Here is a 24942-nt window from a genome sequence, read left to right on the forward strand (position 1 = left end):
GTGGCGCGGGGCTGGCTGCTATTATCCCCGCTCCACGCCATCCCCGTCCCGGACGCACCATGACCCGAAGCACCACCCTGTTCCGCCGCGCCCTGCTGCTCGTGCTGCTGGCAGCGCTCGCGACGTCCGGCTGCGCGCGGCTGAAGGGCGCCCTGAAGGACGAGGATGCCAACGAGGGCGTGGCGGTCGAGACGCTCTACGACCGCGGCCACACGCTGATGCGCCGCGGCAACTGGAGCGGCGCGACCACGGTCTACCGGCGCCTGGTGGCGCAGTACCCGTACGGCGCGCAGACCGAGCAGGCGCTGATGGAGACGGCCTACGCGCAGTACAAGATGGGCCGCCACGACGACGCGGTGTCGACCATCGACCGCTTCATCCGCACCTATCCGACGCATCGCCACGTGCCCTACATGTACTACCTGCGCGGCCTGGTGAACTCGTCGCGCGACACCGTCTTCCTGCAGCGCGCCTGGAACCTCGACGCCAGCCGCCGCGACCTGGCCACCCCGATGCAGGGCTACAACGACCTGCGCACCGTGGTCGAGCGCTACCCCAACAGCCGCTACGCCGCCGACGCCGCCAACCGGATGGTCGCGCTGCGCAACATGTTCGCCCGCCACGAGATCGAGACCGCGCTCTATTACATGCGTCGCGATGCCTGGGTCGGCGCCACCGAGCGCGCCCGCTACCTGCTGGAGACCTATCCGCAGAGCGAGTACCAGAACGACGCGGTGGCCGTGCTGGCCGCGGCCTACACCGAGCTCGGCAACGAGACCCTGGCGGCGGACGCCCGCCGCGTGCTGCAGCTCAACGAGCCCGACCACCCGTACCTCACGGGCAAGTGGCCGGACTACCCGTGGACGATCCGCAAGCTCAACCCCTTCGCGCCCGAGAAGACCGCGATCCAGTAAGCCGGACGGCCACGCTGCCCCCGCGCCCCTGTAGGAGCGGCTACAGCCGCGATCCACGTTCCGGGATACCGAGACGATCCATCGCGGCTATAGCCGCTCCTACAGGGCGGTGGCTACCTCAATGCGGGTAGCGGTTGCTGATCGGGTAGCGCCGCTCGCGACCAAACGCGCGGCGGGAGATCTTCGGGCCGGGAGCCGCCTGCTGGCGCTTCCACTCGCTGTTGCGTACCAGCTTCACCACCCGGTCCACGACCGCGGCGTCGAAGCCGGCCGCGCGCACCTCCTCGCTCGACTGCTCCTGGTCGACGAAGCGCAGCAGGATCGCGTCCAGCACGTCGTAGGGCGGCAGTGAATCCTGGTCGAGCTGGTTGGCGCGCAGCTCGGCCGAAGGCGGGCGGGCGATGACCGCGGGCGGAATCACCGGCGCGCCGCCGACTGTATTGCGCCACTTCGCCAGGCCGTAGACCTCCGTCTTGTACAGGTCCTTGATCGGCGCATAGGCACCGGCCATGTCGCCGTAGATCGTGGCGTAGCCCACCGCGTACTCGCTCTTGTTGCCGGTGGTCAGCACCAGGCCCCCGAGCTTGTTCGACAGCGCCATCAGGATCACCCCCCGCGCGCGCGACTGCAGGTTCTCTTCGGTGACGTCGACGTCGCGGCCTTCAAAGGCCTCGCCAAGGCTGGCCAGCAGGCCGTCGAACGCCGGCTCGATCGGCACCGTCATCATCTCCACGCCCAGCGCGCGGCACTGCTCGGCCGCCAGGTCGTTGCTGAGGTTCGCCGTGTAGCGCGACGGCATGCGCACCGCGGTGACGTTTTCGGCGCCCAGCGCCTCGACCGCCATCGCCAGCACGATCGACGAATCGATCCCGCCGGACAGCCCCAGCCAGGCGCGGCGGAAGCCGTTCTTGCCGAAGTAGTCACGGATCCCGCGCACCACCGCGCGCCAAGCCAGCGCGTCCATGCTTTCGTCGCCGTCGTCCATCCAGACCACCGGCGTGAACGCGCGGCGCTCCGGGGCGTAGTCGAGCACCAGCCACTGGTCGGTGAAGGCCGCCGCGGCCGGGTGCACCGTGCCGTCGCCGTCGGCCACCACCGACGAGCCGTCGAACACCAGCGCGTCCTGCCCGCCGACGACGTTGAGGTAGGCCAGCGCGGCGCCGGTGTCGCGCGTGTGCGCGGCGATCATCGCGTCGCGCTGGGCGTGCTTGCCCCGCTCGAAGGGCGAGGCGTTGGGCACCAGCACCAGCTGCGCGCCCTGCGCCACCGTGTCGGCGATGGGCTCGGCGAACCAGAGGTCCTCGCAGACGAGCAGACCGACCGGCACGCCCTTGACGTCGAACACGCAGGAGCCGCCGTGGCGATCGACGTGGAAATAGCGACGCTCGTCGAAGATGTTGTAGTTGGGCAGCTCGCGCTTGCGGTAGGTGTGGGCGATGCGGCCGTCGCGCAGCACGCTCGCCGAGTTGTAGAGGCTGCTGCCGGACGATTCCGGCCAGCCGACGACGGCGACGATGCCCGTGGCCGCATCCGCGATGGTCCGAAGCGCCTGCTCGCAGTCGGCCAGGAAGGCCGGCCGCATCAGCAGGTCCTCCGGCGGATAGCCGCTGACGGCCAGCTCCGGGAACACCACGATGTCGGCGCCGTACTCGTCTCGCGCCTCGCCGATCATGGCGGCGATGCGCGTCGTGTTGCCGGTGATGTCGCCCACGGGGAAATCGAACTGGGCCAGGGCGATGCGGAGCGGTTCGGTCATGTCAGATCCCATGCGTCAGCATGTCGATGGCGGCAAGGATCGCATGCCGCTCCTGCGACAGGTCGGCGACCTGCTTGCCGAGCATGCGCACTGGCACACCCATGACCTGCGCCGTGTCCATCACCAGGTGGCCGTCATCGACGTGCAGACGCGGCATCAGGCGTTCGATCACCCCGCCAACGTGCTCGATCGCCACCAGCGGCACGACGACGCGCGAACCCAAGGTCTCGATCAGATCGCTCTGCACGTCCAGGAAGCACGGAATCCGCCTTCGCGAGATGGCATCCGCGTTGGCGTACACCACGAACTGGGTCACTCGCCGGTCCTGGACAGGAAGGCATGCACGTGGTCGCTCAACATGCCGTCCCGCGCGATGCGTTCGTTGTAGGCGGCAATCGCCTCGCGGTTCTCCTCCAGCCACTTCTCGCGCCGACGCGCCCGGACCTCGGCATCGAGCGCCTTCTCCAGCGTGGCGGACAGGTTGATGTCGAGTGCCCGCGCGGCCTCCAGCAGGCCCTCGTTGATGCTGACGTTGGTGGCTCGCTTGCCGTAAGCGGCATATTCGTCGGAGATGCGCATGGCGGCTTACTTGAATGGATGCGCATCCATCATGCGCATTCGACCGCCCCTGTCAAACGCCGGGAGTGAAGAAGGCCGCCTTGCGGCGGCCTTCTCCTCCTGCCTCTGTAGGAGCAGCTAAAGCTGCGATCGGATCCGACAGATCGCGGCCAGGATTGCTCCATGCCGGGTCGTCGATCGCGGCTATAGCCGCTCCCTACAGTTCCTGCGGTCAGCCGGCGAGGCGCTTGGCGATCGCGGCACCCAGGTCGCCCGGCGAACGCACGGTGGTGACACCGGCCTTCTCCATCGCGGCGAACTTGCCTTCGGCCGTGCCCGAGCCGCCCGAGGCGATCGCGCCGGCGTGGCCCATGCGCTTGCCCTTCGGCGCGCTGGCACCGGCAATGAACCCGACCACCGGCTTGGTCACGTACTCGGCGATGAACTCGGCCGCTTCTTCCTCGGCCGAACCGCCGATCTCGCCGACCATGATGATGCCCTGGGTCTGCTCGTCGTCCTGGAACAGCTTCAGGCAGTCGATGAAGTTCAGGCCGTTGATCGGGTCGCCGCCGATGCCGATCACCGTCGACTGGCCAAGGCCGGCGTCGGTGGTCTGCTTGACCGCTTCATAGGTCAGCGTGCCCGAGCGCGACACAATCGCGATCTTGCCCGGCTGGTGGATGTGGCCCGGCATGATGCCGATCTTGCACTCGCCCGGGGTGATGATGCCGGGGCAGTTCGGCCCCACCAGCACCGTCTCCGGATAGGTCGTGACCAGGGTCTTCTTGACGCGCAGCATGTCCAGCACCGGGATGCCCTCGGTGATGCACACGATCACCTGGATGCCGGCCTCGGCCGCTTCCAGGATGGCGTCGGCCGCGAACGGCGGCGGCACGTAGATCACCGAGGCATTGGCGCCGGTCTCGGTGACGGCATCGGCCACGGTGTTGAAGACCGGCAGGCCCAGGTGCTCGGTGCCGCCCTTGCCCGGGGTGACGCCACCCACGACCTTGGTGCCGTAGTCGAGCATCTGCTCGGCGTGGAAGGTGCCCTGCTGGCCGGTGAAGCCCTGCACGATCACCTTGGTGTTCTTGTTGACGAGAACGCTCATTTCTTCAGGATCCTTGGAATTCGGCTCAGGCGGCCTTGGCGGCTTCGACGGCCTTCTTCGCGCCGTCGTTGATGTTGTCGGCGGCGGTGATCGCCAGGCCGGAGTTCTTCAGCAGCTCCTTGCCGGCGTCCACGTTCGTGCCCTCGAGGCGCACGATCACCGGCACCTTGACGTCGACTTCCTTGACCGCGGCGATGATGCCTTCCGCGATCATGTCGCAGCGCACGATGCCGCCGAAGATGTTGACGAAGATCGCCTTCACGTCGTCGGACGACAGGATCAGCTTGAACGCCTCGGTCACGCGCTCCTTGGTGGCGCCGCCGCCGACGTCGAGGAAGTTGGCCGGCGAGCCGCCTTCCAGCTGGATCACGTCCATCGTCGCCATCGCCAGGCCCGCGCCGTTGACCATGCAGCCGATGTTGCCGTCCATGGTCACGTAGTTCAGGTCGTGCTGGCTGGCCTTGACCTCGGTCTCGTCTTCCTGGCGGATGTCGCGCATGGCGACGAGTTCCGGATGGCGGAAGCCGGCGTTGTCGTCGGAGTCGACCTTGCCGTCGAGCACCGCGAGGTTGCCGTCGGTGAGGATGGCCAGCGGGTTCAGCTCGACCAGGGCCAGGTCCTTCTCGTTGAACAGCTTGTACAGGCCCATCATGATCTTGGTGAGCTGGTTGACCTGCTTGCCGGTCAGGCCCAGGCCGAAGCCCATGTCACGGCACTGGTAGGGCTGCAGGCCCTGGATGAAGTTGACGTTGAGCGACTGGATCTTCTCCGGCGTCTCGGCCGCCACCTGCTCGATGTCCATGCCGCCTTCGCTCGACGCGATGAAGGTGATGGACTGCGTGGAGCGGTCGACCAGCACCGACAGGTAGAGCTCCTTGTCGATGTCGGTGGCCTGGGTCACCAGCACCGAGTCGATCGGCAGCTCGATGCCGGCCGTCTGGTAGGTCGCCATCTTCTTGCCGAGCATGCCCTTGGCGTGCTCGCGCACGTCGTCGAGCGAGCGGCAGAGCTTCACGCCGCCGGCCTTGCCGCGGCCGCCGGCGTGGATCTGGGCCTTGACCACCCAGAAGTCGCCACCGATGGCCTTGGCGGCGTCGACCGCTTCTTCGGGGGTGCGGGCGACACGCCCGGCGGGGACTGCGATGCCGTAATCGGCGAACAGCTGCTTCGCCTGGTACTCGTGGAAGTTCATGTGGGGTCCGTCGTGGGAAAGTGGGACACAGCGCCAGCCATTATAGTGCCCAGACGCCCCCGGAGCCCGCCCGTGCCCCCAGAAGCCCCCGATCGCGCCATGCGGCGCGAGCTTTACCTGCTCGCCCTGTACCGCACGCTGGAGGCCGCGCTGCTCGCGCTGGCCGTGTTCGGGCCGCTGAAGAACACGTTCGGAGGCGAGGCCCGCGACCCGGCGCTGGCGGTGGCGGTCGCGGCGACCTATCTCGTCGCGTCGGCGGTCCTGCTGCTGCTGTCGGGGCGGCGCTCGGTGCCGCTGACCTCGCACGTGGTGTTCGGCGTGCTGATCGATATCGCGGTCGCCACGCTGGCCACCCACGCCCTGCCGTTCGCCGGCCCGGGCATCGCCATGATGCTGCTGTTCAACGTCGGCGCCGCGGCCCTGCTGCTGCCGCTGCATCTCGGGCTCGCGGCGGCCGCGCTGGCCTCGGGCGCGCTGGTGTTCCAGTACGTCCTGGTGGTCACCGACGGCAATTCCATGCGCGAGCGCCCGCTGGCCGAGGTGCTGATGTTCTCGGTCAGCTACCTGGCGATGGCCACGCTGACCAACCTGCTCGGGCGCGACATGCGCGAAAGCCGCGACCTGGCCCAACGGCGCGGCGCCGAGGCCGCCAACCTGGCCGAGGTCAACGAACTGATCATCCGCCGCATGCGCGTGGGCGTGCTGATGGTCGACGGCTCGGGGCGCATCCGCATGGCCAACGAGGCCGCGCGCATCCTGCTGGGCGAGTCCGGTGCCGACTCCGAGGCCACCCCGCGCACCCTCCCGCAGATCTCCCCGGCGCTGGCCATGCGCGTGGCCGAATGGCGGCGCAGCGGCCAGACCGACGACACGCCCCTGACCATCGGCGACGACGGCAACGAGGTGCTGCCACGCTTCACGCGGCTCCTGGCCACCGACGACACCACCCTGATCTTCCTCGACGACACCGCGCTGGTCTCGCGCCGCGCCGAATCGCTGACCCTGGCCGCCATGGGCCGCTTCTCCGCCAGCCTGGCGCACGAGATCCGCAACCCGCTGGCCGCGATCAGCTACGCCACCCAGTTGCTCGAGGAGTCGCGCGACATCGGCGACAGCGACCGGCGGCTGCTGCAGATCGTCCACCAGCAATGCCTGCGCACCAATGCGATCGTCGAGAGCGTGCTGGGCCTGGCCCGCCGCGAGCGCGCCCAGCCGGAGAACGTCGACCTGGTCGGCCAGGTACGCGCCTTCATCGACGACTACCGCCAGACCTGCCCGGAGGAGAACGCCAGCCTGCGCCAGGGCGGCCAGCTGCCCGAAGTGCCGGCGATGGTCGACCCGCGCCACCTGCAGCAGGTGCTGACCTCGCTGGCCAACAACGCCGTGCGCCACGGCCACCAGCCCGGCGAGGCCGCGCGGATCATCTTCCACGTCGACGTGCTGGAAGGCCGTCCGGTGATCGAGGTGACCGACCGCGGCCCCGGCATCCCCGACGCGGTGAGCCACCAGCTGTTCCGCCCGTTCTTCACCACCTCCGAGCAGGGCACGGGCCTGGGCCTCTACATCGCCCACGAGCTGTGCCGCGCCAACGACGGCCGCCTGGAGTACGTCTCCGTCCCCGGCGGCGGCGCCTGCTTCCGCATCACCCTGCGCGGCGGCTCGGTGATGCTGGCCTGAAGCCGCCCCACCCTGTAGGAGCGGCTAAAGCCGCGATCGCCCCGGCCGACCACCCCTGTAGGAGCGGCTAAAGCCGCGATCGCCCTGGCCGAACACCCCCTGTAGGAGCGGCTACAGCCGCGATCGCCCTGGCCCAAGACCTTGCCATCGCGGCTGTAGCCGCTCCTACAGGCTGGTCCCAAGCCTTTGACACTCGTCACAGTCTGCAAAAAAGTGCCAAAATTGGTCACCCGGACCGGAAGCCAGTCTTTTTTGCCATGACCGAAGCCCGCAGCGCCCTCATCGTCGACGACGAGCACGACATCCGCGAGCTCCTGGTCCTGACCCTCGGGCGCATGGGACTCCGCACCGACACCGCCGCCAGCCTGGGCACCGCCCGGCAGATGCTCGCGCAGAACCGCTACGACCTCTGCCTGACCGACATGCGCCTGCCCGACGGCTCGGGCCTCGAGCTGATCAGCGACATCACCACCCGCTTTCCCGAGACCCCCGTGGCGATGATCACCGCCTACGGCAACGTCGAAGCGGCGGTCGAGGCGCTCAAGGCCGGCGCCTTCGACTTCGTCAGCAAGCCCGTGGACATCAACGTGCTGCGCGGCCTCGTGCGCCAGGCGCTCGAGCTCCACACCCGCCGCCAGGCCCAGCCCGAAGAGGCCGGCCGCCTGCTGGGCGGCTCGCCGGCCATGGTCGCCCTGCGCGAGACCATCGCCAAGGTGTCCCGCAGCCAGGCACCCGTGCACATCAGCGGCGAGTCCGGCACCGGCAAGGAGCTGGTGGCCCGCACCATCCACGCCCAGGGCTCGCGCGCCAACGGCCCCTTCATCCCGGTCAACTGCGGCGCCATCCCGACCGAGCTGATGGAGAGCGAATTCTTCGGCCACAAGAAGGGCAGCTTCACCGGCGCCCACGCCGACAAGCCCGGCCTGTTCCAGAGCGCCGACGGCGGCACCCTGTTCCTGGACGAAGTGGCCGAGCTGCCGCTGGCGATGCAGGTCAAGCTGCTGCGCGCGATCCAGGAAAAGAAGGTGCGCCCGGTGGGCGCGCAGAACGAAGTGGACGTCGACGTGCGGATCCTGTCGGCGACCCACAAGGACCTCGGCGCGCTGGTGAACGCCGGCAGCTTCCGGCATGACCTTTACTACCGGATCAACGTGATCGAGCTGCACGTGCCGGCGCTGCGCGACCGCGACGGCGACCTGCCGATCCTGTCGGACGCGATTTTCGCCAGGCTGGCGCAGGCGATGCATCGCGCGGCGCCGAGGCTGGGGCCGGATGCGCTGGCGGCGTTGAACGAGTACGCGTTCCCCGGGAACGTGCGCGAGCTGGAGAACGTGCTGGAGCGCGCAATGGCCATGGCCGACAGCGACAGCATCACCGCCGCCGACCTGCGCCTGCCGGGCGGGAGCGGAATCAACAGCCCGGCGCGCGCCGTGCCGCAGCCTGGCGGACTGGCCGCGCACGGCGGCGCAGCCAATCCCGCCAACCTCAATCCCCGCGAGACCGCCTCCAGCGCCCTGCCCTCGTACATCGAGGAGATCGAACGAGCCGCGATCCAGCAGGCGCTCCAGGAGAGCCGCTACAACAAGACCAAGGCCGCGGCGGCCCTCGGCATCACCTTCCGAGCCCTGCGCTACAAACTGAAAAAGCTCGGCATCGACTGACCCTCGCGCCCCCCCCCTGTAGGAGCGGCTACAGCCGCGATCACCGCCCGCGAAGTCCGTCACGAAGCCCATCGAACAGCTGACAAATCACGTCACTTCCGTGCGCGCAAAGTGACGCTCCAGGTCCACTAATTCCCATCAGCGACAACCAAGACCGTGAATCCCGTTGCACAACGGTTCATCCGCGTCGCGAAGCCCACACTTGGCACGGGTTCTGCATACACTTCCCTGCACGTGCAACGTTGCACGGCAAATGCGGTTCCGGAACCCAAGCCGGCTTCGCAGCACGTGAAGTTCACTCCACTCCTAGGGGATACACATGAAGAAGCAGCAGGGCTTTACCCTCATCGAACTGATGATCGTGGTTGCGATCATCGCCATCCTGGCCGCGATCGCGCTGCCGGCGTACCAGGACTACATGGCCCGCTCGCAGGCCACTGCTGGTCTGGCTGATATCCGTGGCGGTGTGACGGCGGCGGAAGAGATGGTGCAGCGTGGTAGCGGCGCAGCCATTTCGCTGAACAACGTTGGCCTGACGAGCCCGACGACGCGCTGCACCATTGTCGCTACCGCAAACGCGACCACGCCCTCCCTCGCCTGCACTCTGGTGGGCAATCCGCGGGTGAGCGGCTCGCACGTTACCCTGACCCGTAATGCCAGTGGCCAGTGGCCGTGCACGACCAACATCACCGAGGCGAAGCACCGTCCCGCCCACTGCGGTTAAGAGATTCACTCTGACCGACTATGGCGGCAACGCCAAGCTTTACGCGTGACGACCGGGAGGGGGCGGCTACCAAAGTCGTCCCCTCTTTTTTTGGGGCTGCGCTGTTTGCGGAACAGGGGACAAACGCATGAGATCGTCCGGGTTTACTCTGATCGAGCTAATGATCGTGATCGCGATTCTCGCGATTCTGATGACAATTGCCCTCCCCGCGTACCAGGATTACGCAGTCCGAACTCAAGTGACTTCGGGACTGGCAGACATCGCATCCGGCAAAGCATTGTTTGAGTCCCGTATCGTCGCCGACAGCATGATCACCTTTTCACCGAGCGACGTTGGACTGCCTGCCAGTACCCCGCGTTGCAGCTCTATCTCCATTACGCCGGGTGATACTGGAAACATCTCATGCACGCTGGCCGGACACCCCCTGATACAGGGGGAAACGATCCGGCTGACACGCGTGGCATCAGGCACATGGACCTGTCACGCGCCAGCGGGCGCTTTGGCCAAGCACCGGCCAGAAGGATGTTCATGACAACAATCAGACCCGGTTGGGCATCCTGGATGACATCCGGATGGCTATGCCTGGTCGTCGCAATTGCGATCCTGGCCTATCTCCCGGGATTGTCGGGCGGCTTCCTGTTCGACGATTTCCCCAACATCGTCACCAATCCACGCGTCCACGCCAGCGCGTTGACGCTGGACAGCCTGTCGGCCGCCGCAGGCGCCTATGAGCCGGGGCCCTACGGCCGCCCCCTGGCCACGATCGGCTTCGCCTTGGACCACTACCTCGGCGGCGGCGATCCTCTCACGTACAAGCTGCACGGCCTGCTGATCCACGTCCTCAACGCCTGCCTGGTGTTTGCACTCGCACGAGTGCTGCTATCCACGGGCGGCGTGCGATCGGCAGACGAATCCAGGCGAATCCTGCCTGCGGCGGCGTTGCTGGCGACGGCCTGGGCCATACACCCGCTGCAGGTCTCGTCGGTGCTCTATGTCGTGCAGCGCATGGAGACGCTGTCCGCCTGCTTCATCCTGCTGGCCCTGCTCGCCTACTGCAGAGGGCGACTTGACCAGCTTGAGGGCCGCTCGCATGGCTGGGGGTGGCTGGCCCTCTCCGCCGCCCTCACGGTCGTGGGCCTGTTCGCAAAGGAATCCGCCGCCATCACGCCGCTGCTGGCGCTGGTGCTGGAGGCGTGCCTGTTCCACTGGAAGGCGCAATCGGCTCGCACGCAGCAGGTGCTGCGGGTGCTGTATGTACTAGGCGGTGCACTCGGCCTAGCGCTGCTCGGCGTCGCCTTCTGGCACTACGGCAATCCGGAGGCCTACGCGTACCGCGAATACTCCGCGTGGGAACGCCTGCTGACCCAGGCCCGCGTGCTGGTCCTGCATCTGAAGCAGATCGTCCTGCCCATTCCCTCGAGGATGCCGTTCTACTACGACAACTATCCGCACTCCGCTGGTCTATTCCAGCCCTGGACAACGGCGGCCAGCATCGCAGTCCTCGCAGCAATGACCGGACTGGCCCTCTGGCTCAGGACACGATTGCCGCTTGCGGCGTTGGGCATCTTCTGGTTCCTGGCGGCCCACGCGCTGACCAGCGGCATCATTCCGCTGGAACTCGTCTACGAGCATCGCAACTACCTCGCGCTGTTCGGGATCCTGCTTGCTATTTACGTGCTGGCTTCCGAATGGGTGCGCAAGGTGACTGCCTCGCCGATCATCCGCGCGGCACCGGTAGCGGTTATCGCCGGACTCTTCGCCATCACCCTGATCAGGTCGATGACCTGGGGGTCTCCGCTCCTGCTGGCGATGGACATGACCGCCACAAATCCGGGCTCGCCGCGCGCCAGCAACGACCTGGCGACACTCTACTTCAGCCTGGCGGAAGGCGACCCCGGCTCACGGGAGTGGACGCTGGCAACGCAGGAGTTCGAGCGTGGCGCGGCCTTGCAGGGGTCGTCCCCGCTGCCCGAGCATGGCCTGATCCTGATGAATGCGAGTGTCGGGCTGCCTGCATCTGACGCGTGGTGGGACGGCCTGATCCACAAGCTGCAGGTGCGCCCGATCTCCCCCCAAGAACAGATGGCTGTCACCGGGTTGCTGTCGGAGCGACAGAAGGGATTCCAGATCGATGACCAGCGGCTCTCGACTGCGTATCGCTCGCTTGTCGACAGAGGCGACCTTCCCGCGCATGTCTATTGCAACATCGGCGATCATGCCCTGAACCGGCTGGGCGACACGGAGTTCGGAAAGCACATGTTCCTCACCTGCGCGCGCAAGTCCGGGTTGGACCCACGCTTCATTCGAAAGACCGCGGAGATCCTCCGAGCTGAAGGTCACCATGAGGTCTCAACGGCACTCCTGGAACTCCAGGCCGACCGCTGATTCCGATCGTCGACAACACCGAGCAATGGACCAGCGCAATACGCGGCCTGCGGCCGCATCATCCAGCCTCCTTGGCCCGCCTCCTGCGACCCGCGGAGAGGAAGACACCCGCCATCGATGGATGATCACCGCCGCCGCTGTGCTCCTCATTGCCGTTGTGTACTGGCCGGTGCGTCACGGAGGCTTCGTCTGGGACGACATCATCAACTTCGTCGAGAATGACTGGCTCCAGGCGGGATCCCAGTGGCAGCACTACATTCTTCGTGACTTCAACGGCTGGACGAACTATTTCAGGCCCGTGGGTGTCGGCCTGTTCACCATACAAGTCCGCTTGTTCGACAACCAGCCAGGCCCAATGCATCTGGTCTCGCTGGGCATGCACCTTTTCAACACCGCGCTGGTTGGAACTCTCGCAGCGCGAGTGATGGGCCCGCTGAAGGCCTTGGGCCGACACGCCCGCTTGGCCTGGCTGGCTGGCTGCATGCTGTTCTATGGCCTGCACCCGGTGCTGATCGAGACCGTCGCGTGGGTTGGTACCCAATACGATCAGCTCGCAACGGGATTCATGCTGTTGGGAGCCTGCGCCGCACTTTCGTTGCGGCGGAGGTTCGTTCGAGCAAGCATGGTCGGGCTGTGCTTCTTCCTGGCCATCTGCTCGAAGGAATCAGCCGCGTCCTTCCCAGTGCTGTTCCTGCTGCTGGACTGGGTGGTCTTCGCGAAGTCATCGCGAGGAACGGGCATGGCGGCCCTGCGTCGCAGCTTCCTGCGCCGGAACTCGGCGGCGATCATCGCCATCGTGATCGCTTCGGTCGGATACCTGCTGTTCCGCAACTTCGGGCTCGGACATCTGCTGCAGCATGTAGCGGTAGGTGGGGGCGACCTGTCGATCTTGGGAAGTCTCCAGAAAATCGCCTGGACACTCTTCACCTACCTGAGGGTGCTGATCTACCCTTGGAACGGCTTGAATCCGATCCACTCCTACGATCCGTCCTACTTCACATCGTTCCGACCCACTATCGCACTCATTCTTGCCGGCCTTGTGGCACTACTGTTCTGGGCGACAGTGGCCGTTTACAGGCGAGCATCGGCAGCCGCCTGCGTGGTTCTTGTCATTGCGTCTGCCTTGTTGCCAGTCCTGAATATCGTGCCCACCGCGTTCGCGCTCAGTCTCTACCACGAGCGATACGCCATCAACGCGTTGGCGTTTGGCACCGCGCTGTTGCCGTTGCTTTCCTGGCCACGTCCACGCGTCGTTTCGCCACGGCTCACGCGCATGCTGCTGTCCGCCGCGGCAATCGTCTGGCTTGGAAGTTCCATTCTGACGATACGTGCCACGTTGCCTCTTTGGCTCGACGACGAGCGACTCTGGCTTTGGGCGCTGGAAGACAATCCAACAAGTGAACTCGCGCAATACAATGCCGTTGCTGCCCTGCTTCGCAATGGAAAACTGGCGAAAGCAAGCGCGCAAATCGATAGGTTTGCGGCAGGGGACGAGGCGTGCACCCGTTGCGACCTACTGGTCGCAAGCATCGAGTTGAATAACGGCGACATCCGTCGCGCAGCAGAACTGGTTGACCGTATCCGGGACGCTCCGGAGACCGCCGTGAATCTTGACGTTCGTGGCGACTACTTTCTGACTGCAGGGCGTCTCGCTCTGTCGCAAGAAAGAAACCTCGCAGCGGTCGAACTGCTCCGCTCTGGAATCGAACTCCATCCAGGCCAGCTTTCAGCGCAGGTCGATCTTGCCAAGGCGCTTTTCAACACTGGGCAGTTGGATGAAGCGATTGCCGCCGCGACCAAGGCAGTAGACATTGCAGATGACGCGAATCGACCCTTGATCGTTGCGTGGCGCGACAGCATCGAGGAATCGCTGAAGAACACGCAATCGCAGTAGCAAATAGACGTCAGCTTCGTCTACCTCAGAAAGATCTTCCACGGAGTCTCTCATGGCCTCTAATAAGCCCTACCTTGTTTTCGGCGCCCCCAGCATCGGTGAAGAGGAAATCACAGAAGTCGGCTTGGTGATGCGCAGCGGGTGGCTGGGAACCGGGCCGAAAGTTGCGCAATTCGAACAAGACTTTGCGGCGTACAAAGGCGTCAGCAGTTCATCCGTCGCCGCGGTGAACTCGTGCACTGCCGCCTTGCACGTGAGCATGGTGGCGGCTGGGCTGGATCCAGGGGCCGAAGTGATCACCACCCCGCTGACATTCTGTGCCACTGTCAACGCAATCCTCCACGCGGGCCTATCTCCCGTCCTCGCCGATGTCGATCCTGCCACGCAATGCATCGACCCCGAAGCGATCGAGGCCGCCATCACGCCGCGTACTCAAGCGATTCTGCCTGTACATTTCGGCGGACGTCCGTGCGACATGGATCGCATCATGGCGATCGCCGAGAAGCACAGGCTGGTGGTCATAGAGGATTGCGCGCACGCCATCGAAACCGAGTACAGGGGACGCAAGGCGGGCACGTTCGGCGACTTCGGCTGTTTCAGTTTTTATGTCACCAAGAACGTCGTCACCGCCGAAGGCGGCATGATCCTGGCAAGAGACGAGTCACTGGCAGCGCGGGCCAAGGTACTTGCGCTGCACGGCATGAGCAAGGATGCATGGCACCGATTCGGGGACGCTGGCTACAAGCACTATCAGGTAGTTGAGTGCGGCTTTAAGTACAACTTGACCGACTTGCAGGCAGCGCTGGGCCTTCACCAGCTTGCGCGCGTGGAGCAGAACTGGCTGAGGCGACAGAAAGTCTGGCAGCAGTATCAGGCGGCACTTGTCGACGCCCCTGTTGGCACACCGCTCGATCCCGCACCTGACACCAGGCACGCCCACCACCTCTACACCGTCATGATAGACGTCGAACGGTGCGGCGTGACCCGCGATTCCTTCCTCGATCGGATGCACGCGCTTGGGATCGGCACCGGCGTGCACTACCTGGCAGTTCCTGAGCATCACTATTATCGCGAGCGCTTTGGTTGGCGCCCAGAGCAATGGCCCAATGCCATGGAGATTGGTCGCCGCACTGTGAGCTTGCCGCTTTCACCCAAACTCGAAGACGCCGACGTGCTTCGGGTTCTTGAAGGAGTTTCAGCCTCACTCGCGTGAGCCCAGGAGGCAGCAGTTGCGGTGTCCGTCGTGCGACGCACTGCGAAATTGCCACCATGCCCGGGTGATCAGATTGCGGTCAGCTACGCAAACCCGTCCTTACGGCGGGAACGCCCACGTAGACGCTGTGCCGTTCAAGCGCGCCCTTCACGAGTGCGCCCGCGCCGACGACCGTGCCTTCACCAACCTTCGAACCGGACAGAAGGGTCGCTGATGCTCCGATCCAGCAATTCGCACCAATGCATATGCCGTTGTTCTCAGACGGGTACCGCACCGAAAGCGGAGACGCGTGGGATTCGCCTGCGTCCGAATGACTCATGAGCGTTACGCGTGGCGAAAGCACCGCGCCGTCGCCGATCCGCACTGGCCCCGCGAGGTCAAACAGGCAGTCGGTGCCGACATGCACATCGTTGCCAATCGACAGATTGGAGAATCCTCGCTGCAGGTTGATGAAACGGCAGTCGTAGATCCTCGCGTTACGCCCTATGGCGGCGCCGAGCATTGACAAAAGCCGGGCACGCAAGCGCGGATTGATACATAACCGTAGCAATATCTCTACGACCAAGAAAAGGCCGTACTTCAGGTCATGCACTTTTGTTTCCCTCCGACGTCCTGAGTGCGAGAAATCCTACCCCGGCACCGATCCCGTCCACTAACAGCAACGCAATTCTGGACGTAACGGCGAGGAGCGCCATCAGTTCGAAAGGTACGCCGGAAGACGGGCCGAGAAGTAGCAGCACCGCTTCACGGGCGCCAAGACCGGCAGGCAGCATGCTCGCGAGCCCCGCAACGTAGGACAGTGACAAACATGCCACGACCAGCCCCGTACCAACCTCGGCGACACCAGGGAGCGTGCTGGCAAGCTGCCACCATCCGATCAGGTACATCGCCCAGAATCCGGCGAGCTGGAGGGCCAAGGTTATTCCAACCCGGGAGACAGGCAACCCGACGTCCCGTACGGCTGCCAACTTCTTCGGAAGCGGCAGCCGGACAATTGCAAAGTTGAGCAGGTTGAACACCCAAGAGCGCTGCAGCGTCGATGCAGTCACAGCGAACGCCAGCAACAACGCCCCCAGTCCGATGGTAGTTCCATACCAGTGAGCGAGGAGCAGGGCTGCACCGATACCGCAGGTCGTGAAAAGCACGATCACCGCAAGCTCAACGTTGACAAGAACCAGCCGTGCTGGCGATTCGGCGCGGATTATGGACGCCTGCGCAACCATGCCCCACACGCGGCCCGGAACGTACTTGCCCAATTGAGTGAACAAGAAGACGCCGGCCATTCGCCGCTGAGAACCGGCATCGCCTTCCGGACGCCCCAACATGGTGGCAAACAGCACAGCTACGAACACATTCGCGAGCACGAGCGCGAAGATCGATGTTGCAAATGCCTGCGTGCTTGTAGTCGAGATGGCGTCCTGAAATGCGTCTCTTGAGCGGTAGACCAAATAGCTGAAGAACAACAGTCCGACGATGACCATCGCGCGGAGAAAGCTAGCGCGAGAGAATGGAGTCTGTGTCAATTGTCACTCCGTGGGGCTGTCAGGTTACCAACACGCATATCACCGCGCATGCCGCAGATGGAATACGAATCCTGGTTGCACTGGCGCCAGCGCTCTGCCGGCACGCGCAGCAAGTCCAAACGCGCGTCCCGACATAGCGTCTTCCGGGAACCCGGCTTCCAGCCTTTCCGCAAAGACGTTGCGGTACTCGAAACCCGCCTCGCGAAACCAGCGGGCCAGCCGGAAATAGCTGGAAGAGTACGCGTCGAGTTCCCTGGCCCTGTGCGATCCAAGTGCGGTCATGCAACGATGTGCGGTCGTTCTGGGCAGCCAATGCACGAACGGCCAGAATACATGCGGCTCGATGGGCCACCACAGGTTTGGACCAGCAAAGTAGCAGTGTCCATCGCGCTTCAGCATCCGGTGAATGTTCACCAGTAGCGCGAACGGATCGCGCACATGTTCGTAAACCTGATTGCAGACCACGATGTCGTACCTCGCGGCAGGTAAAGGCGGCTCGGGGCCATCACATTCACCAACATGGAAGCGCAGGTTTTCGGTTTCGGCTTCAAACGTCCGCCAATGAGTCCACGAGTCCGGATCAACACCTTCTACATACTGCACTTGGTCCGCCAGTGCCCGAGCGATGCCGCCACTGCCGCAACCCGCGTCCAGCCATCGCCCCCCTACCACAGTGTCCCCGCATATCATCCGCATGGTGCGCAAGATTGCGGCGGCCTTCCGGTCCCTGTTCTTGGCACCCCAGCGCGGTTCAGTAGACATGGGTTCTGCTCGATGCCTTGGCCAGAATGCAAGTGGCCGAGGCCTTGACGTCGAACCTCGCCGCCATAGCGACACATCCTGAGGCGTGCTGGATCGGCGAAGCCTGGATAGCCTCACGCAGCGCGTGCACGATCCCATCTGCAGTCGCCTTCGGAGCGAGAACGCCACAGGCAGGGGTCTGGGCCAGAAGACCAGGAAAGTCGCCCACCGGTGTGACGACGACCGGCAAGCCCAGCTTCATCGCATCGGAGAACACCACCGGAATGCTCTCGATCCTCGACGGAATCAGCAGGTAATCGGACGCCAGCATGGCGTCCTGGGCTTGGTCGCGGGTCAGGTAACCCGTCAGTTCCACCGGTTTCGCGTCATCCTGCAGTTTCCGCACGGCGGCACGCACTTCGACATCAAGGGGGCCGCCTCCGGCCACCACGACCCGCTCAATGCCGCCCCAGTCGGACGCCGACAGCTGCGCCAGCGCTTCCAGCAGAAGATCCACCCCCTTGTTGGGATGCCAGCGCCCCAGGAACAGGAAGCGGTACGGCGGCAGGCTGCGCATCGGCTCCAGGCGCACACGGTCGATCCTGCGCGTGCTGGGCAGGAAGGCCACCTCCCGCCCTGCGATGGCACGCGTGTCTTCCATGAGCTTCAATCCATCCGACCAGCAGTGCGTGGCTCCAGCGAGAATTCTCCGGAGAAGGCCGCGCACCACCGGGATCCGTCCCAGGCTCCATATGTCGCTACCGAGCGTCCATACCGAGTACCCGCAGGCGTGCTTTCGCGCCGACCTGCGCGCCCACTCGCCGCACGGCAGGGCCCATAACGCCAGGATGTGTGCGACAGGACCCGCAGAAGCCGCTTGCTCCGTTGCGCGCGCGCCGCCCACCATCACGCGGGCGATCTTCAGGGCATCAGACGGCTGCCAGGGCCGAAGCGTCGAGAGCGGCTGATCCGGAGTACGGTAACGGAACACATCGACGTTCTCTGACCAGGACTCGACGGCCTCCACGCCTCCGGGCGCGACCACGCGGATCGGCATGTGCTGCGCCAGCTCCTCGGCCAGATCGGCCACGAACGCGCCCGCAGCTTCGCTCCCGTCACCGGTGATCGGAAACGATGATGTCACCAGGACAAGCGCTGGCAACTCGTTCATGGCCGCACGGCCAGCACTCGATAACCCGCCGTCAAGGCGGGCCAGGGTGGAAGAAGCCTGCCCAGCAGCCAAGAAGCGATGTTGACCAGCGGAATCACAACGGTCAGGAGCGGCAGCAGAAGAATCGCGTAGCTGCGCCGGCGGATTGCTTCTCCCGCCGTCCCGCCGAGCGCAAGACTGAACAGCAAGCCGGCGCTTTCGACACTTCCCAACGTGGGCGAACACTCGCTGGCTGCGAGGCCCGCCGCCTGAAGTTCCCGCTGCAGTCCATGCGCCGTGTAACGCTGGTAGTCGTGAGGCGCGTCGTGCACCGGGTACAGGAACGGCAGCGTCATCAGCAGGACCCCTCCAGGCTTCAGCACTCGCGCGATCTCCGGCAATGCAGCCTCCGGATGACGAAGGTGCTCGAGCACTTCAAGCAGAAGCACGGTGTCGATGGAGGCATCCGGGAACGGCAACCGGCCTGCGTCGCCGAACACGTCCGGTTTTGCTCCGTAAAGCACGCCGCCGGTAGCAGGATAGTCGAGTGCCAGGTACTGACTGTCGGCCCGAAGGTGGGGAACGATCCAGCGGTCGGCGCACCCGATGTCGAGCACGCGGCCCTGGGCATGCTGTCCGACCCAACTTGCAGTGCCTGCCTGGCTGCCCAACAGCCATTGCGGGTGCAGCGGCGTTCGCCTCAATGGCAGGAGCCAGCTGCGGACGCGCTGGAGTGGTGGGTTCACGTGTCGCGCCGGTAAGTCAGGGACGTGATCTGCTCGGAGATCAGCCCGATCAGGAAGATGATCACCGACGCACTGAACAGCAACACGCTCATGTTGGTGAAGCGGCCTTCGGTGAAATATGTATACGCGTAGTATCCGAGAGCTGTCAGAAAGAACACCATCGATACCGGAACGAACAGCTTCAACGGCGAATACAGCGTCGCGATCTTGAAGATGATGAGCAGGAAGCGGACGCCGTCGCGGAGCGGGCGGATATGGCTGCGGCCGATGCGGCGGGCAACGGGTACGGGCTCGTACGCGACGGCATACGCGCTTCTGAAGAACGCCATCGTGGACGTCGTCGGATAGCTGAACCCGTTTGGCAGCAAATGCAGGAATTCACGGAACCTGTCCGCGCGCACGACCCGGAAGCCCGATGTCAGATCCTTCACATCGAATCCGGTCATGCGGCTCGCCAGCCAGTTGTAGAACGCGTTGGCGGCGCCACGGTGCATGCCCGCCTGATCACTCCAGCGGCGAGCTCCGACCACCATGTCATAGCCCTGCTCGAACCTGGCCAGCAGCGTTGCGATGTGGGCCGGATCATGCTGTCCGTCTGCATCCATGAAGACCAGGGTGTCACCCGTGGCGGCGCGCGCTCCTCTCTTGATGGCAGCGCCGTTCCCCATCGGGTAAGGCGATGACAGCACCTTGGCGCCATGGGCGGAGGCGACCTCGGCGGTCGCATCGTCTGACCCGTCGTCCACCACGATGACCTCGGCCCCCGGCAGGATGGCCCTGAGCGCAGGCAAGGTGCGGCGCAGGCCTTCGGCCTCGTTCTTGGCGGGCAGGATGATCGAAACTTGCATGGCTTCCCCTTTGCCGGAAAGGGTAGCCGGAATGCCTGGCCCACGTCAGTGCGGCGGACCGGAGCGTGACGTCCGTCAGGCTGTGGCACAGGCATTGCTTGCGCTAAAGTCTGCGCATTGCGGAGGACCCCCATGAACGCAGTCCCATCGGCCAACCTGGTCGGCATCACCGGCATCGCCCGTCGCCTCGTCCTCGACGGGGTCCTGGACGATGCCACAGCCCGTGACGCGCTGGACAAGGCCACCCGGGAGCGCAAGCCCGTGTCCCAGTACCTGCGCGAGCACAAGCTGGCCACCGCGGCCCAGATGGCCGCCGCCAACTCGATCGAGTTCGGGATGCCCGTCTTCGACCCGTCAGTGATGGACGGCAGCCAGAGCGGCCTCAAGCTGGTCAGCGAGGAGCTGCTGGCCAAGCACCCCATCTTGCCGCTGTTCAAGCGCGGCGGGCGGCTGTTCGTAGGGACGCCCGACCCGACCAATACCCATGCGCTGGACGAGGTGAAGTTCCACACCAACCTGGTGGTGGAGCCGATCCTGGTGGACGAGGAGAAGCTGCGCCGCTGCCTGGAGCTGTGGCAGGACGCCGGCGACAGCTTCGGCGAATCGCTGGACGATTCCGAGGGGCTGGACAACCTCGACATCACCGGCGGGGAGGAGGACGGCGCGGAGGGCGGCGTCGACGCCAAGGGCGACGACACGCCGGTAGTCAAGTTCGTGAACAAGGTCCTGATCGATGCCATCAAGAAGGGCGCGTCGGACATCCATTTCGAGCCCTACGAGAACGACTACCGGGTGCGCCTGCGCATCGACGGCATCCTCAAGCAGGTTGCCAAGATGCCGGTGAAGCTGAACCAGCGGATTACCGCGCGCCTGAAGGTCATGGCGCAGCTGGATATCGCCGAGAAGCGGGTGCCCCAGGACGGCCGCATCAAGCTCAACATCAGCAAGACCAAGCAGATTGACTTCCGTGTCAGCACCTTGCCGACCCTGTTCGGCGAAAAGGTCGTGCTGCGTATCCTGGACGGCAGCGCAGCCAAGCTCGGCATCGACAAGCTTGGCTATGAGCCCGAGCAGCAGAAGCTGTTCCTGGACGCCATCCACAAGCCCTACGGCATGGTCCTGGTGACCGGCCCCACCGGCTCCGGCAAGACGGTCAGCCTGTACACCGCCCTGGGCATCCTGAACGACGAGACCCGCAACATCTCCACGGCGGAGGACCCGGTGGAAATCCGCCTTCCAGGCGTCAACCAGGTCCAGCAGAACGTCAAGCGGGGCATGACCTTCGCCGCGGCGCTGCGCAGTTTCCTGCGTCAGGATCCGGACATCATCATGGTGGGCGAAATCCGCGACATCGAGACCGCCGAAATCGCGATCAAGGCCGCGCAGACCGGCCACATGGTGCTCTCCACCCTGCACACCAATGACGCCCCCCAGACCATCGCCCGCCTGATGAACATGGGCATTGCGCCTTTCAACATTACCAGCTCGGTGACCCTGGTCATCGCGCAGCGCCTGTGCCGGCGGCTTTGTCCCAAGTGCAAGCGCCCCCAGGAGCTGCCGGACAACGCGCTGCTGGCGGAGGGCTTCGCGACCGATGACATCCGAGAGGGTTTTACCGTTTACGAGGCCGTGGGCTGCGACGAGTGCACCAGCGGCTACAAGGGGCGCCTGGGCATCTATCAGGTGCTGCCGATGAGCGAGGAGATCCAGACCATCGTGCTCCAGGGGGGCAACGCCCTGCAGATCGCCGAAGCGGCGCAAGGAGCCGGCGTCAAGGATCTCCGCCAGTCGGCCCTGGTGAAGGTGAAGAGCGGGCTGACCAGCCTGGCCGAGATCAACCGCGTGACCGTGGACTGAGTTGCCTGAATCCAGCATCCGGTCACATACGAAAATTTCACTTTTCGCGCCAAGGGTTTAGGATGCAGGTTGGCTGCCCGACCGGGGTTCCGGGCCTTTAGGGGATTGACTATGGCTGTGACAGGTGGCGCTGCGCGCTCCGCTGCGAAGAAGCCGGCTGCGCCCACGCGCACGGGCGTCGAGATGGCACCGTTCGTATGGGAAGGTACGGACAAGCGCGGGAAGAAGATGAAGGGCGAGCAGACGGCGAAGAATGCCAACCTGCTGCGCGCCGAACTCCGCCGGCAGGGCATCACGCCCACGGTCGTCAAGGCAAAGTCCAAGCCGCTGCTGGGCGGTGCCGGGAAAACCATCTCCTCGAAGGACATCGCGGTGTTCAGCCGTCAGCTCGCCACGATGATCAAGTCCGGCGTGCCGATCGTGCAGTCGCTGGAGATCATCGCGAACGGCAACAAGAACACCCGCATGAAGGCGATGGTCGACAGCCTGCGCCTGGACCTCGAGGGTGGTCTGTCGATCTACGAGGCGATGAGCAAGCACCCCGTCCAGTTCGACGAGTTGTACCGCAACCTGGTCAAGGCTGGCGAGGGCGCGGGCGTGCTGGAAACGGTGCTTGAGACCATCGCCAACTACAAGGAAAACATCGAGACGCTGAAGGGCAAGATCAAGAAGGCCCTGTTCTACCCCGCCACGGTGGTCGCGGTGGCGCTGCTGGTGAGCTCGATCCTGCTGGTGTTCGTGGTCCCGCAGTTCGAATCGGTGTTCGCCGGGTTCGGCGCCGAGCTGCCGGCATTCACGCAGCTGATCGTGGCGGCTTCGGACTTCATGGTCGCCTGGTGGTGGCTCATCGTGCTGATCCTGGGCGGCACCGCATTCGTGGCGATCGCCGCGTTCAAGCGTTCGCCGGCGTTCCAGCACTTCGTCGACCGGATGATCCTGAAGGTGCCGATCATCGGCCAGATCATGCACAACTCCGCCATCGCCCGGTATGCGCGCACGCTGGCAACCACCTTCGCGGCCGGCGTGCCGCTGGTCGAAGCGCTGGGCATCGTGGCCGGGGCCACCGGCAACTCGGTGTACGAAAAGGCCGTGCTTGAGGTGCAGAGCGACGTCGCCGTTGGTTACCAGCTCAACATGTCGATGAAGCAGGTCAACCTGTTCCCGCACATGGTCATCCAGATGACGGCCATTGGCGAGGAAGCCGGTGCGCTGGACACGATGCTGTTCAAGGTGGCGGAATTCTATGAACAAGAGGTCAACAATGCCGTCGACGCGCTGGCGAGCCTGATCGAGCCGCTCATCATGGTCTTCATCGGCGTTGTGGTCGGCAGCATGGTCATCGGCATGTACCTGCCGATCTTCAAGCTCGCCGCCACCATCTGACGAATGGCCTTCCTCGACCAGAACCCCGAACTCGGCTATCCGCTGGTCGCAGGCCTCGGCCTGCTCGTCGGCAGCTTCCTCAACGTGGTCATCCTGCGCCTGCCCCGGCGCATGGAATGGCAGTGGAAGCGCGACAGCCGCGAGATGCTGGGTGAGCCGGAGCTCTATGATCCGCCCCCGCCTGGCATCGTCGTCGAGCGCTCGCACTGCCCGAGTTGCGGCCACCAGCTGAGCTGGTACGAGAACATTCCCGTGCTGAGCTGGCTGGCACTGGGCGGCAAGTGCCGCAGCTGCAAGGCGCCGATCTCGGTGCAGTACCCGGCGGTCGAGCTGCTCACCATGGTGCTGCTGGTGGCCTGCGTCTGGCGCTTCGGCTTCGGCTGGCAGGGCTTCGGAGCCGGCTTGCTGACCTGCTTCCTGATTGCCCTCTCGGGTATTGATCTACGCACCCAGCTGCTGCCCGACTCCCTCACCTTGCCGCTGATGTGGCTTGGCCTGATCGCGGCCGTCGAGAACCTCTACATCGAGCCCAAGCCGGCGCTGCTGGGCGCCATCGCGGGCTACGTCAGCCTGTGGAGCGTGTGGTGGGTGTTCAAGCAGCTCACCGGCAAGGAAGGCATGGGGCACGGCGACTTCAAGCTGCTGGCCGCGCTGGGCGCCTGGTGTGGCTTGGCGGGCGTGCTGCCGATCATCCTGATCTCGTCGCTGGTGGGCGCGGTGATCGGCAGCGCCTGGCTGTTCCTCAAGGGCCGCGACCGCGCCACGCCGATCCCGTTCGGCCCCTACCTGGCGATCGCGGGCTGGATCACCTTCATGTGGGGCGGTGGCCTGATCGACTGGTATCGGGGCATCGCCGGGTTCTAGCGCCGATGCCCTGCGCGATTGTAGGAGCGGCTACAGCCGCGATCCTGCGCGCTGGCGATCGCCGTCATTTCCAGCCAGACTTTCCGGCATGGCCGACTACACCGTAGCGCTGACCGGCGGCATCGCCTCAGGCAAGTCCGAGGTCGAACGCCGCTTTCGCGCCCTGGGCGTGCACGTCGCCGATGCCGACCTGGCCGCGCGAGAGGTTGTGGCCCCCGGCACCCCAGGCCTTGCCGAAGTCGTCCGAGCCTTTGGCCCCGAAGTCCTTGGGCCGGACGGTGCAATGGATCGCCCCGCGATGCGGCGACGGGTATTTGCCGACGACGTTGCGCGCCGCCGCCTCGAAGCCATCATCCACCCGCGCGTCCGCGCCGCGCTGCGCGCCGCCTGCGAAGCCGCGCCAGGGCCCTACGCGATCGCCGCCATCCCGCTGTACGCGGAGGCCGGGGCTGAGGCCTACGCCCCCTGGGTGGACCGCGTGCTGGTGGTGGACGTGCCGGTGGAGGTGCAGCTCGAACGCCTGCTGCGGCGCGACGGCATCGACGAGGCGCTGGCATGGGAGATGATCCGCGCGCAGGCCACGCGCGAGCAGCGGCTGGCGGTGGCGGATGACGTGATCGCCAACCAAGGCCCGCTGGATGAACTCACCGGAACGGTCTCGCGGCTACACGCGCGGTACCTGCGGCTGGCGGAAGCCGCGCTTGGCGGGTCGGTGACATCACGCTGAGGCAGCCCCCTCACAAGG

23 protein-coding genes are annotated in these 24942 nt (G+C 65.2%); 12 read left to right on the top strand and 11 right to left on the bottom strand.

What is annotated here, in order from left to right:
* Positions 1–59 precede the first annotated feature (59 nt).
* Positions 60–914 (top strand): outer membrane protein assembly factor BamD, encoded by an 855-nt coding sequence (locus JGR68_RS11350; protein ID WP_199362731.1) that lies wholly within the window; start codon positions 60–62, stop codon positions 912–914.
* Positions 915–1032: 118 nt separating this feature from the next.
* On the opposite strand, the gene JGR68_RS11355 is transcribed toward JGR68_RS11350, so the two are convergent.
* The 5 genes from JGR68_RS11355 to sucC form a co-directional block, all read right to left on the bottom strand.
* Complete coding sequence (locus JGR68_RS11355) at positions 1033–2670, bottom strand: NAD+ synthase (protein ID WP_199362730.1); 1638 nt, start codon at positions 2668–2670, stop codon at positions 1033–1035.
* A gap of 1 nt (position 2671) precedes the next feature.
* Positions 2672–2986, bottom strand: a complete 315-nt coding sequence (locus tag JGR68_RS11360) for a CcdB family protein (protein ID WP_199362729.1) — start codon at positions 2984–2986, stop codon at positions 2672–2674.
* Entirely contained in the window at positions 2983–3249 is a 267-nt protein-coding gene (locus JGR68_RS11365; RefSeq protein WP_199362728.1) for a type II toxin-antitoxin system CcdA family antitoxin, read from the bottom strand. Before JGR68_RS11365 ends, JGR68_RS11360 begins: the two co-directional genes overlap by 4 nt.
* A 211-nt stretch (positions 3250–3460) precedes the next feature.
* Complete coding sequence (gene sucD, locus JGR68_RS11370) at positions 3461–4339, bottom strand: succinate--CoA ligase subunit alpha (protein WP_199362727.1); 879 nt, start codon at positions 4337–4339, stop codon at positions 3461–3463.
* A gap of 25 nt (positions 4340–4364) precedes the next feature.
* Complete coding sequence (gene sucC, locus JGR68_RS11375) at positions 4365–5531, bottom strand: ADP-forming succinate--CoA ligase subunit beta (RefSeq protein ID WP_199362726.1); 1167 nt, start codon at positions 5529–5531, stop codon at positions 4365–4367.
* A gap of 99 nt (positions 5532–5630) precedes the next feature.
* Here sucC and JGR68_RS11380 point away from each other — a divergent pair, with 99 nt between their 5' ends.
* The 7 genes from JGR68_RS11380 (at position 5631) to JGR68_RS11410 (ending at position 15085) form a co-directional block, all read left to right on the top strand.
* Positions 5631–7208, top strand: a complete 1578-nt coding sequence (locus tag JGR68_RS11380; RefSeq protein WP_199362942.1) for an ATP-binding protein — start codon at positions 5631–5633, stop codon at positions 7206–7208.
* A gap of 257 nt (positions 7209–7465) precedes the next feature.
* Positions 7466–8869, top strand: a complete 1404-nt coding sequence (locus tag JGR68_RS11385; protein WP_199362725.1) for a sigma-54 dependent transcriptional regulator — start codon at positions 7466–7468, stop codon at positions 8867–8869.
* 319 nt (positions 8870–9188) lie between these two features.
* Positions 9189–9593, top strand: coding sequence for a pilin (locus JGR68_RS11390; protein WP_199362724.1), 405 nt, complete (start codon positions 9189–9191; stop codon positions 9591–9593).
* 127 nt (positions 9594–9720) lie between these two features.
* On the top strand, positions 9721–10125 hold the full coding sequence (locus tag JGR68_RS11395) for a pilin (protein WP_199362723.1): 405 nt from the start codon (positions 9721–9723) through the stop codon (positions 10123–10125).
* Complete coding sequence (locus JGR68_RS11400; RefSeq protein ID WP_199362722.1) at positions 10065–11978, top strand: hypothetical protein; 1914 nt, start codon at positions 10065–10067, stop codon at positions 11976–11978. The genes JGR68_RS11395 and JGR68_RS11400 overlap by 61 nt, the downstream gene beginning before the upstream one ends.
* A gap of 121 nt (positions 11979–12099) precedes the next feature.
* Positions 12100–13872 carry a tetratricopeptide repeat protein gene (locus tag JGR68_RS11405; protein WP_199362721.1) on the top strand — a complete coding sequence of 591 codons (1773 nt, stop codon included), beginning with the start codon at positions 12100–12102 and terminating at the stop codon, positions 13870–13872.
* A 52-nt stretch (positions 13873–13924) separates the two neighbouring features.
* Positions 13925–15085, top strand: coding sequence for a DegT/DnrJ/EryC1/StrS family aminotransferase (locus JGR68_RS11410; protein WP_199362720.1), 1161 nt, complete (start codon positions 13925–13927; stop codon positions 15083–15085).
* 79 nt (positions 15086–15164) lie between these two features.
* Here the strand turns inward: JGR68_RS11410 and JGR68_RS11415 are convergent, their stop codons facing one another.
* The 6 genes from JGR68_RS11415 to JGR68_RS11440 all read right to left on the bottom strand — a co-directional run bounded on the left by JGR68_RS11415 (position 15165) and on the right by JGR68_RS11440 (position 20093).
* Entirely contained in the window at positions 15165–15677 is a 513-nt protein-coding gene (locus JGR68_RS11415) for an acyltransferase (protein WP_199362719.1), read from the bottom strand.
* Positions 15670–16566 carry a hypothetical protein gene (locus JGR68_RS11420; protein ID WP_199362718.1) on the bottom strand — a complete coding sequence of 299 codons (897 nt, stop codon included), beginning with the start codon at positions 16564–16566 and terminating at the stop codon, positions 15670–15672. Before JGR68_RS11420 ends, JGR68_RS11415 begins: the two co-directional genes overlap by 8 nt.
* A gap of 81 nt (positions 16567–16647) precedes the next feature.
* On the bottom strand, positions 16648–17370 hold the full coding sequence (locus JGR68_RS11425; RefSeq protein WP_199362717.1) for a class I SAM-dependent methyltransferase: 723 nt from the start codon (positions 17368–17370) through the stop codon (positions 16648–16650).
* Complete coding sequence (locus JGR68_RS11430; protein ID WP_199362716.1) at positions 17360–18520, bottom strand: glycosyltransferase; 1161 nt, start codon at positions 18518–18520, stop codon at positions 17360–17362. Before JGR68_RS11430 ends, JGR68_RS11425 begins: the two co-directional genes overlap by 11 nt.
* Positions 18517–19245, bottom strand: coding sequence for a methyltransferase domain-containing protein (locus JGR68_RS11435; protein WP_199362715.1), 729 nt, complete (start codon positions 19243–19245; stop codon positions 18517–18519). Before JGR68_RS11435 ends, JGR68_RS11430 begins: the two co-directional genes overlap by 4 nt.
* Positions 19242–20093, bottom strand: a complete 852-nt coding sequence (locus JGR68_RS11440) for a glycosyltransferase family 2 protein (RefSeq protein ID WP_199362714.1) — start codon at positions 20091–20093, stop codon at positions 19242–19244. The genes JGR68_RS11435 and JGR68_RS11440 overlap by 4 nt, the downstream gene beginning before the upstream one ends.
* 132 nt (positions 20094–20225) lie before the next feature.
* Here JGR68_RS11440 and pilB point away from each other — a divergent pair, with 132 nt between their 5' ends.
* The 4 genes from pilB to coaE all read left to right on the top strand — a co-directional run bounded on the left by pilB (position 20226) and on the right by coaE (position 24924).
* Entirely contained in the window at positions 20226–21950 is a 1725-nt protein-coding gene (gene pilB, locus JGR68_RS11445; RefSeq protein WP_199362713.1) for a type IV-A pilus assembly ATPase PilB, read from the top strand.
* Between the two features lie 183 nt (positions 21951–22133).
* Positions 22134–23333, top strand: coding sequence for a type II secretion system F family protein (locus tag JGR68_RS11450; protein ID WP_199362712.1), 1200 nt, complete (start codon positions 22134–22136; stop codon positions 23331–23333).
* Positions 23334–23336: 3 nt separating this feature from the next.
* Complete coding sequence (locus JGR68_RS11455) at positions 23337–24197, top strand: A24 family peptidase (protein WP_199362711.1); 861 nt, start codon at positions 23337–23339, stop codon at positions 24195–24197.
* A gap of 88 nt (positions 24198–24285) precedes the next feature.
* Positions 24286–24924 carry a dephospho-CoA kinase gene (coaE, locus tag JGR68_RS11460; protein ID WP_199362710.1) on the top strand — a complete coding sequence of 213 codons (639 nt, stop codon included), beginning with the start codon at positions 24286–24288 and terminating at the stop codon, positions 24922–24924.
* Positions 24925–24942 lie beyond the last annotated feature (18 nt).

This window comes from Luteimonas sp. MC1750 (assembly GCF_016615955.1).
Taxonomy (GTDB): Bacteria; Pseudomonadota; Gammaproteobacteria; order Xanthomonadales; family Xanthomonadaceae; genus Luteimonas.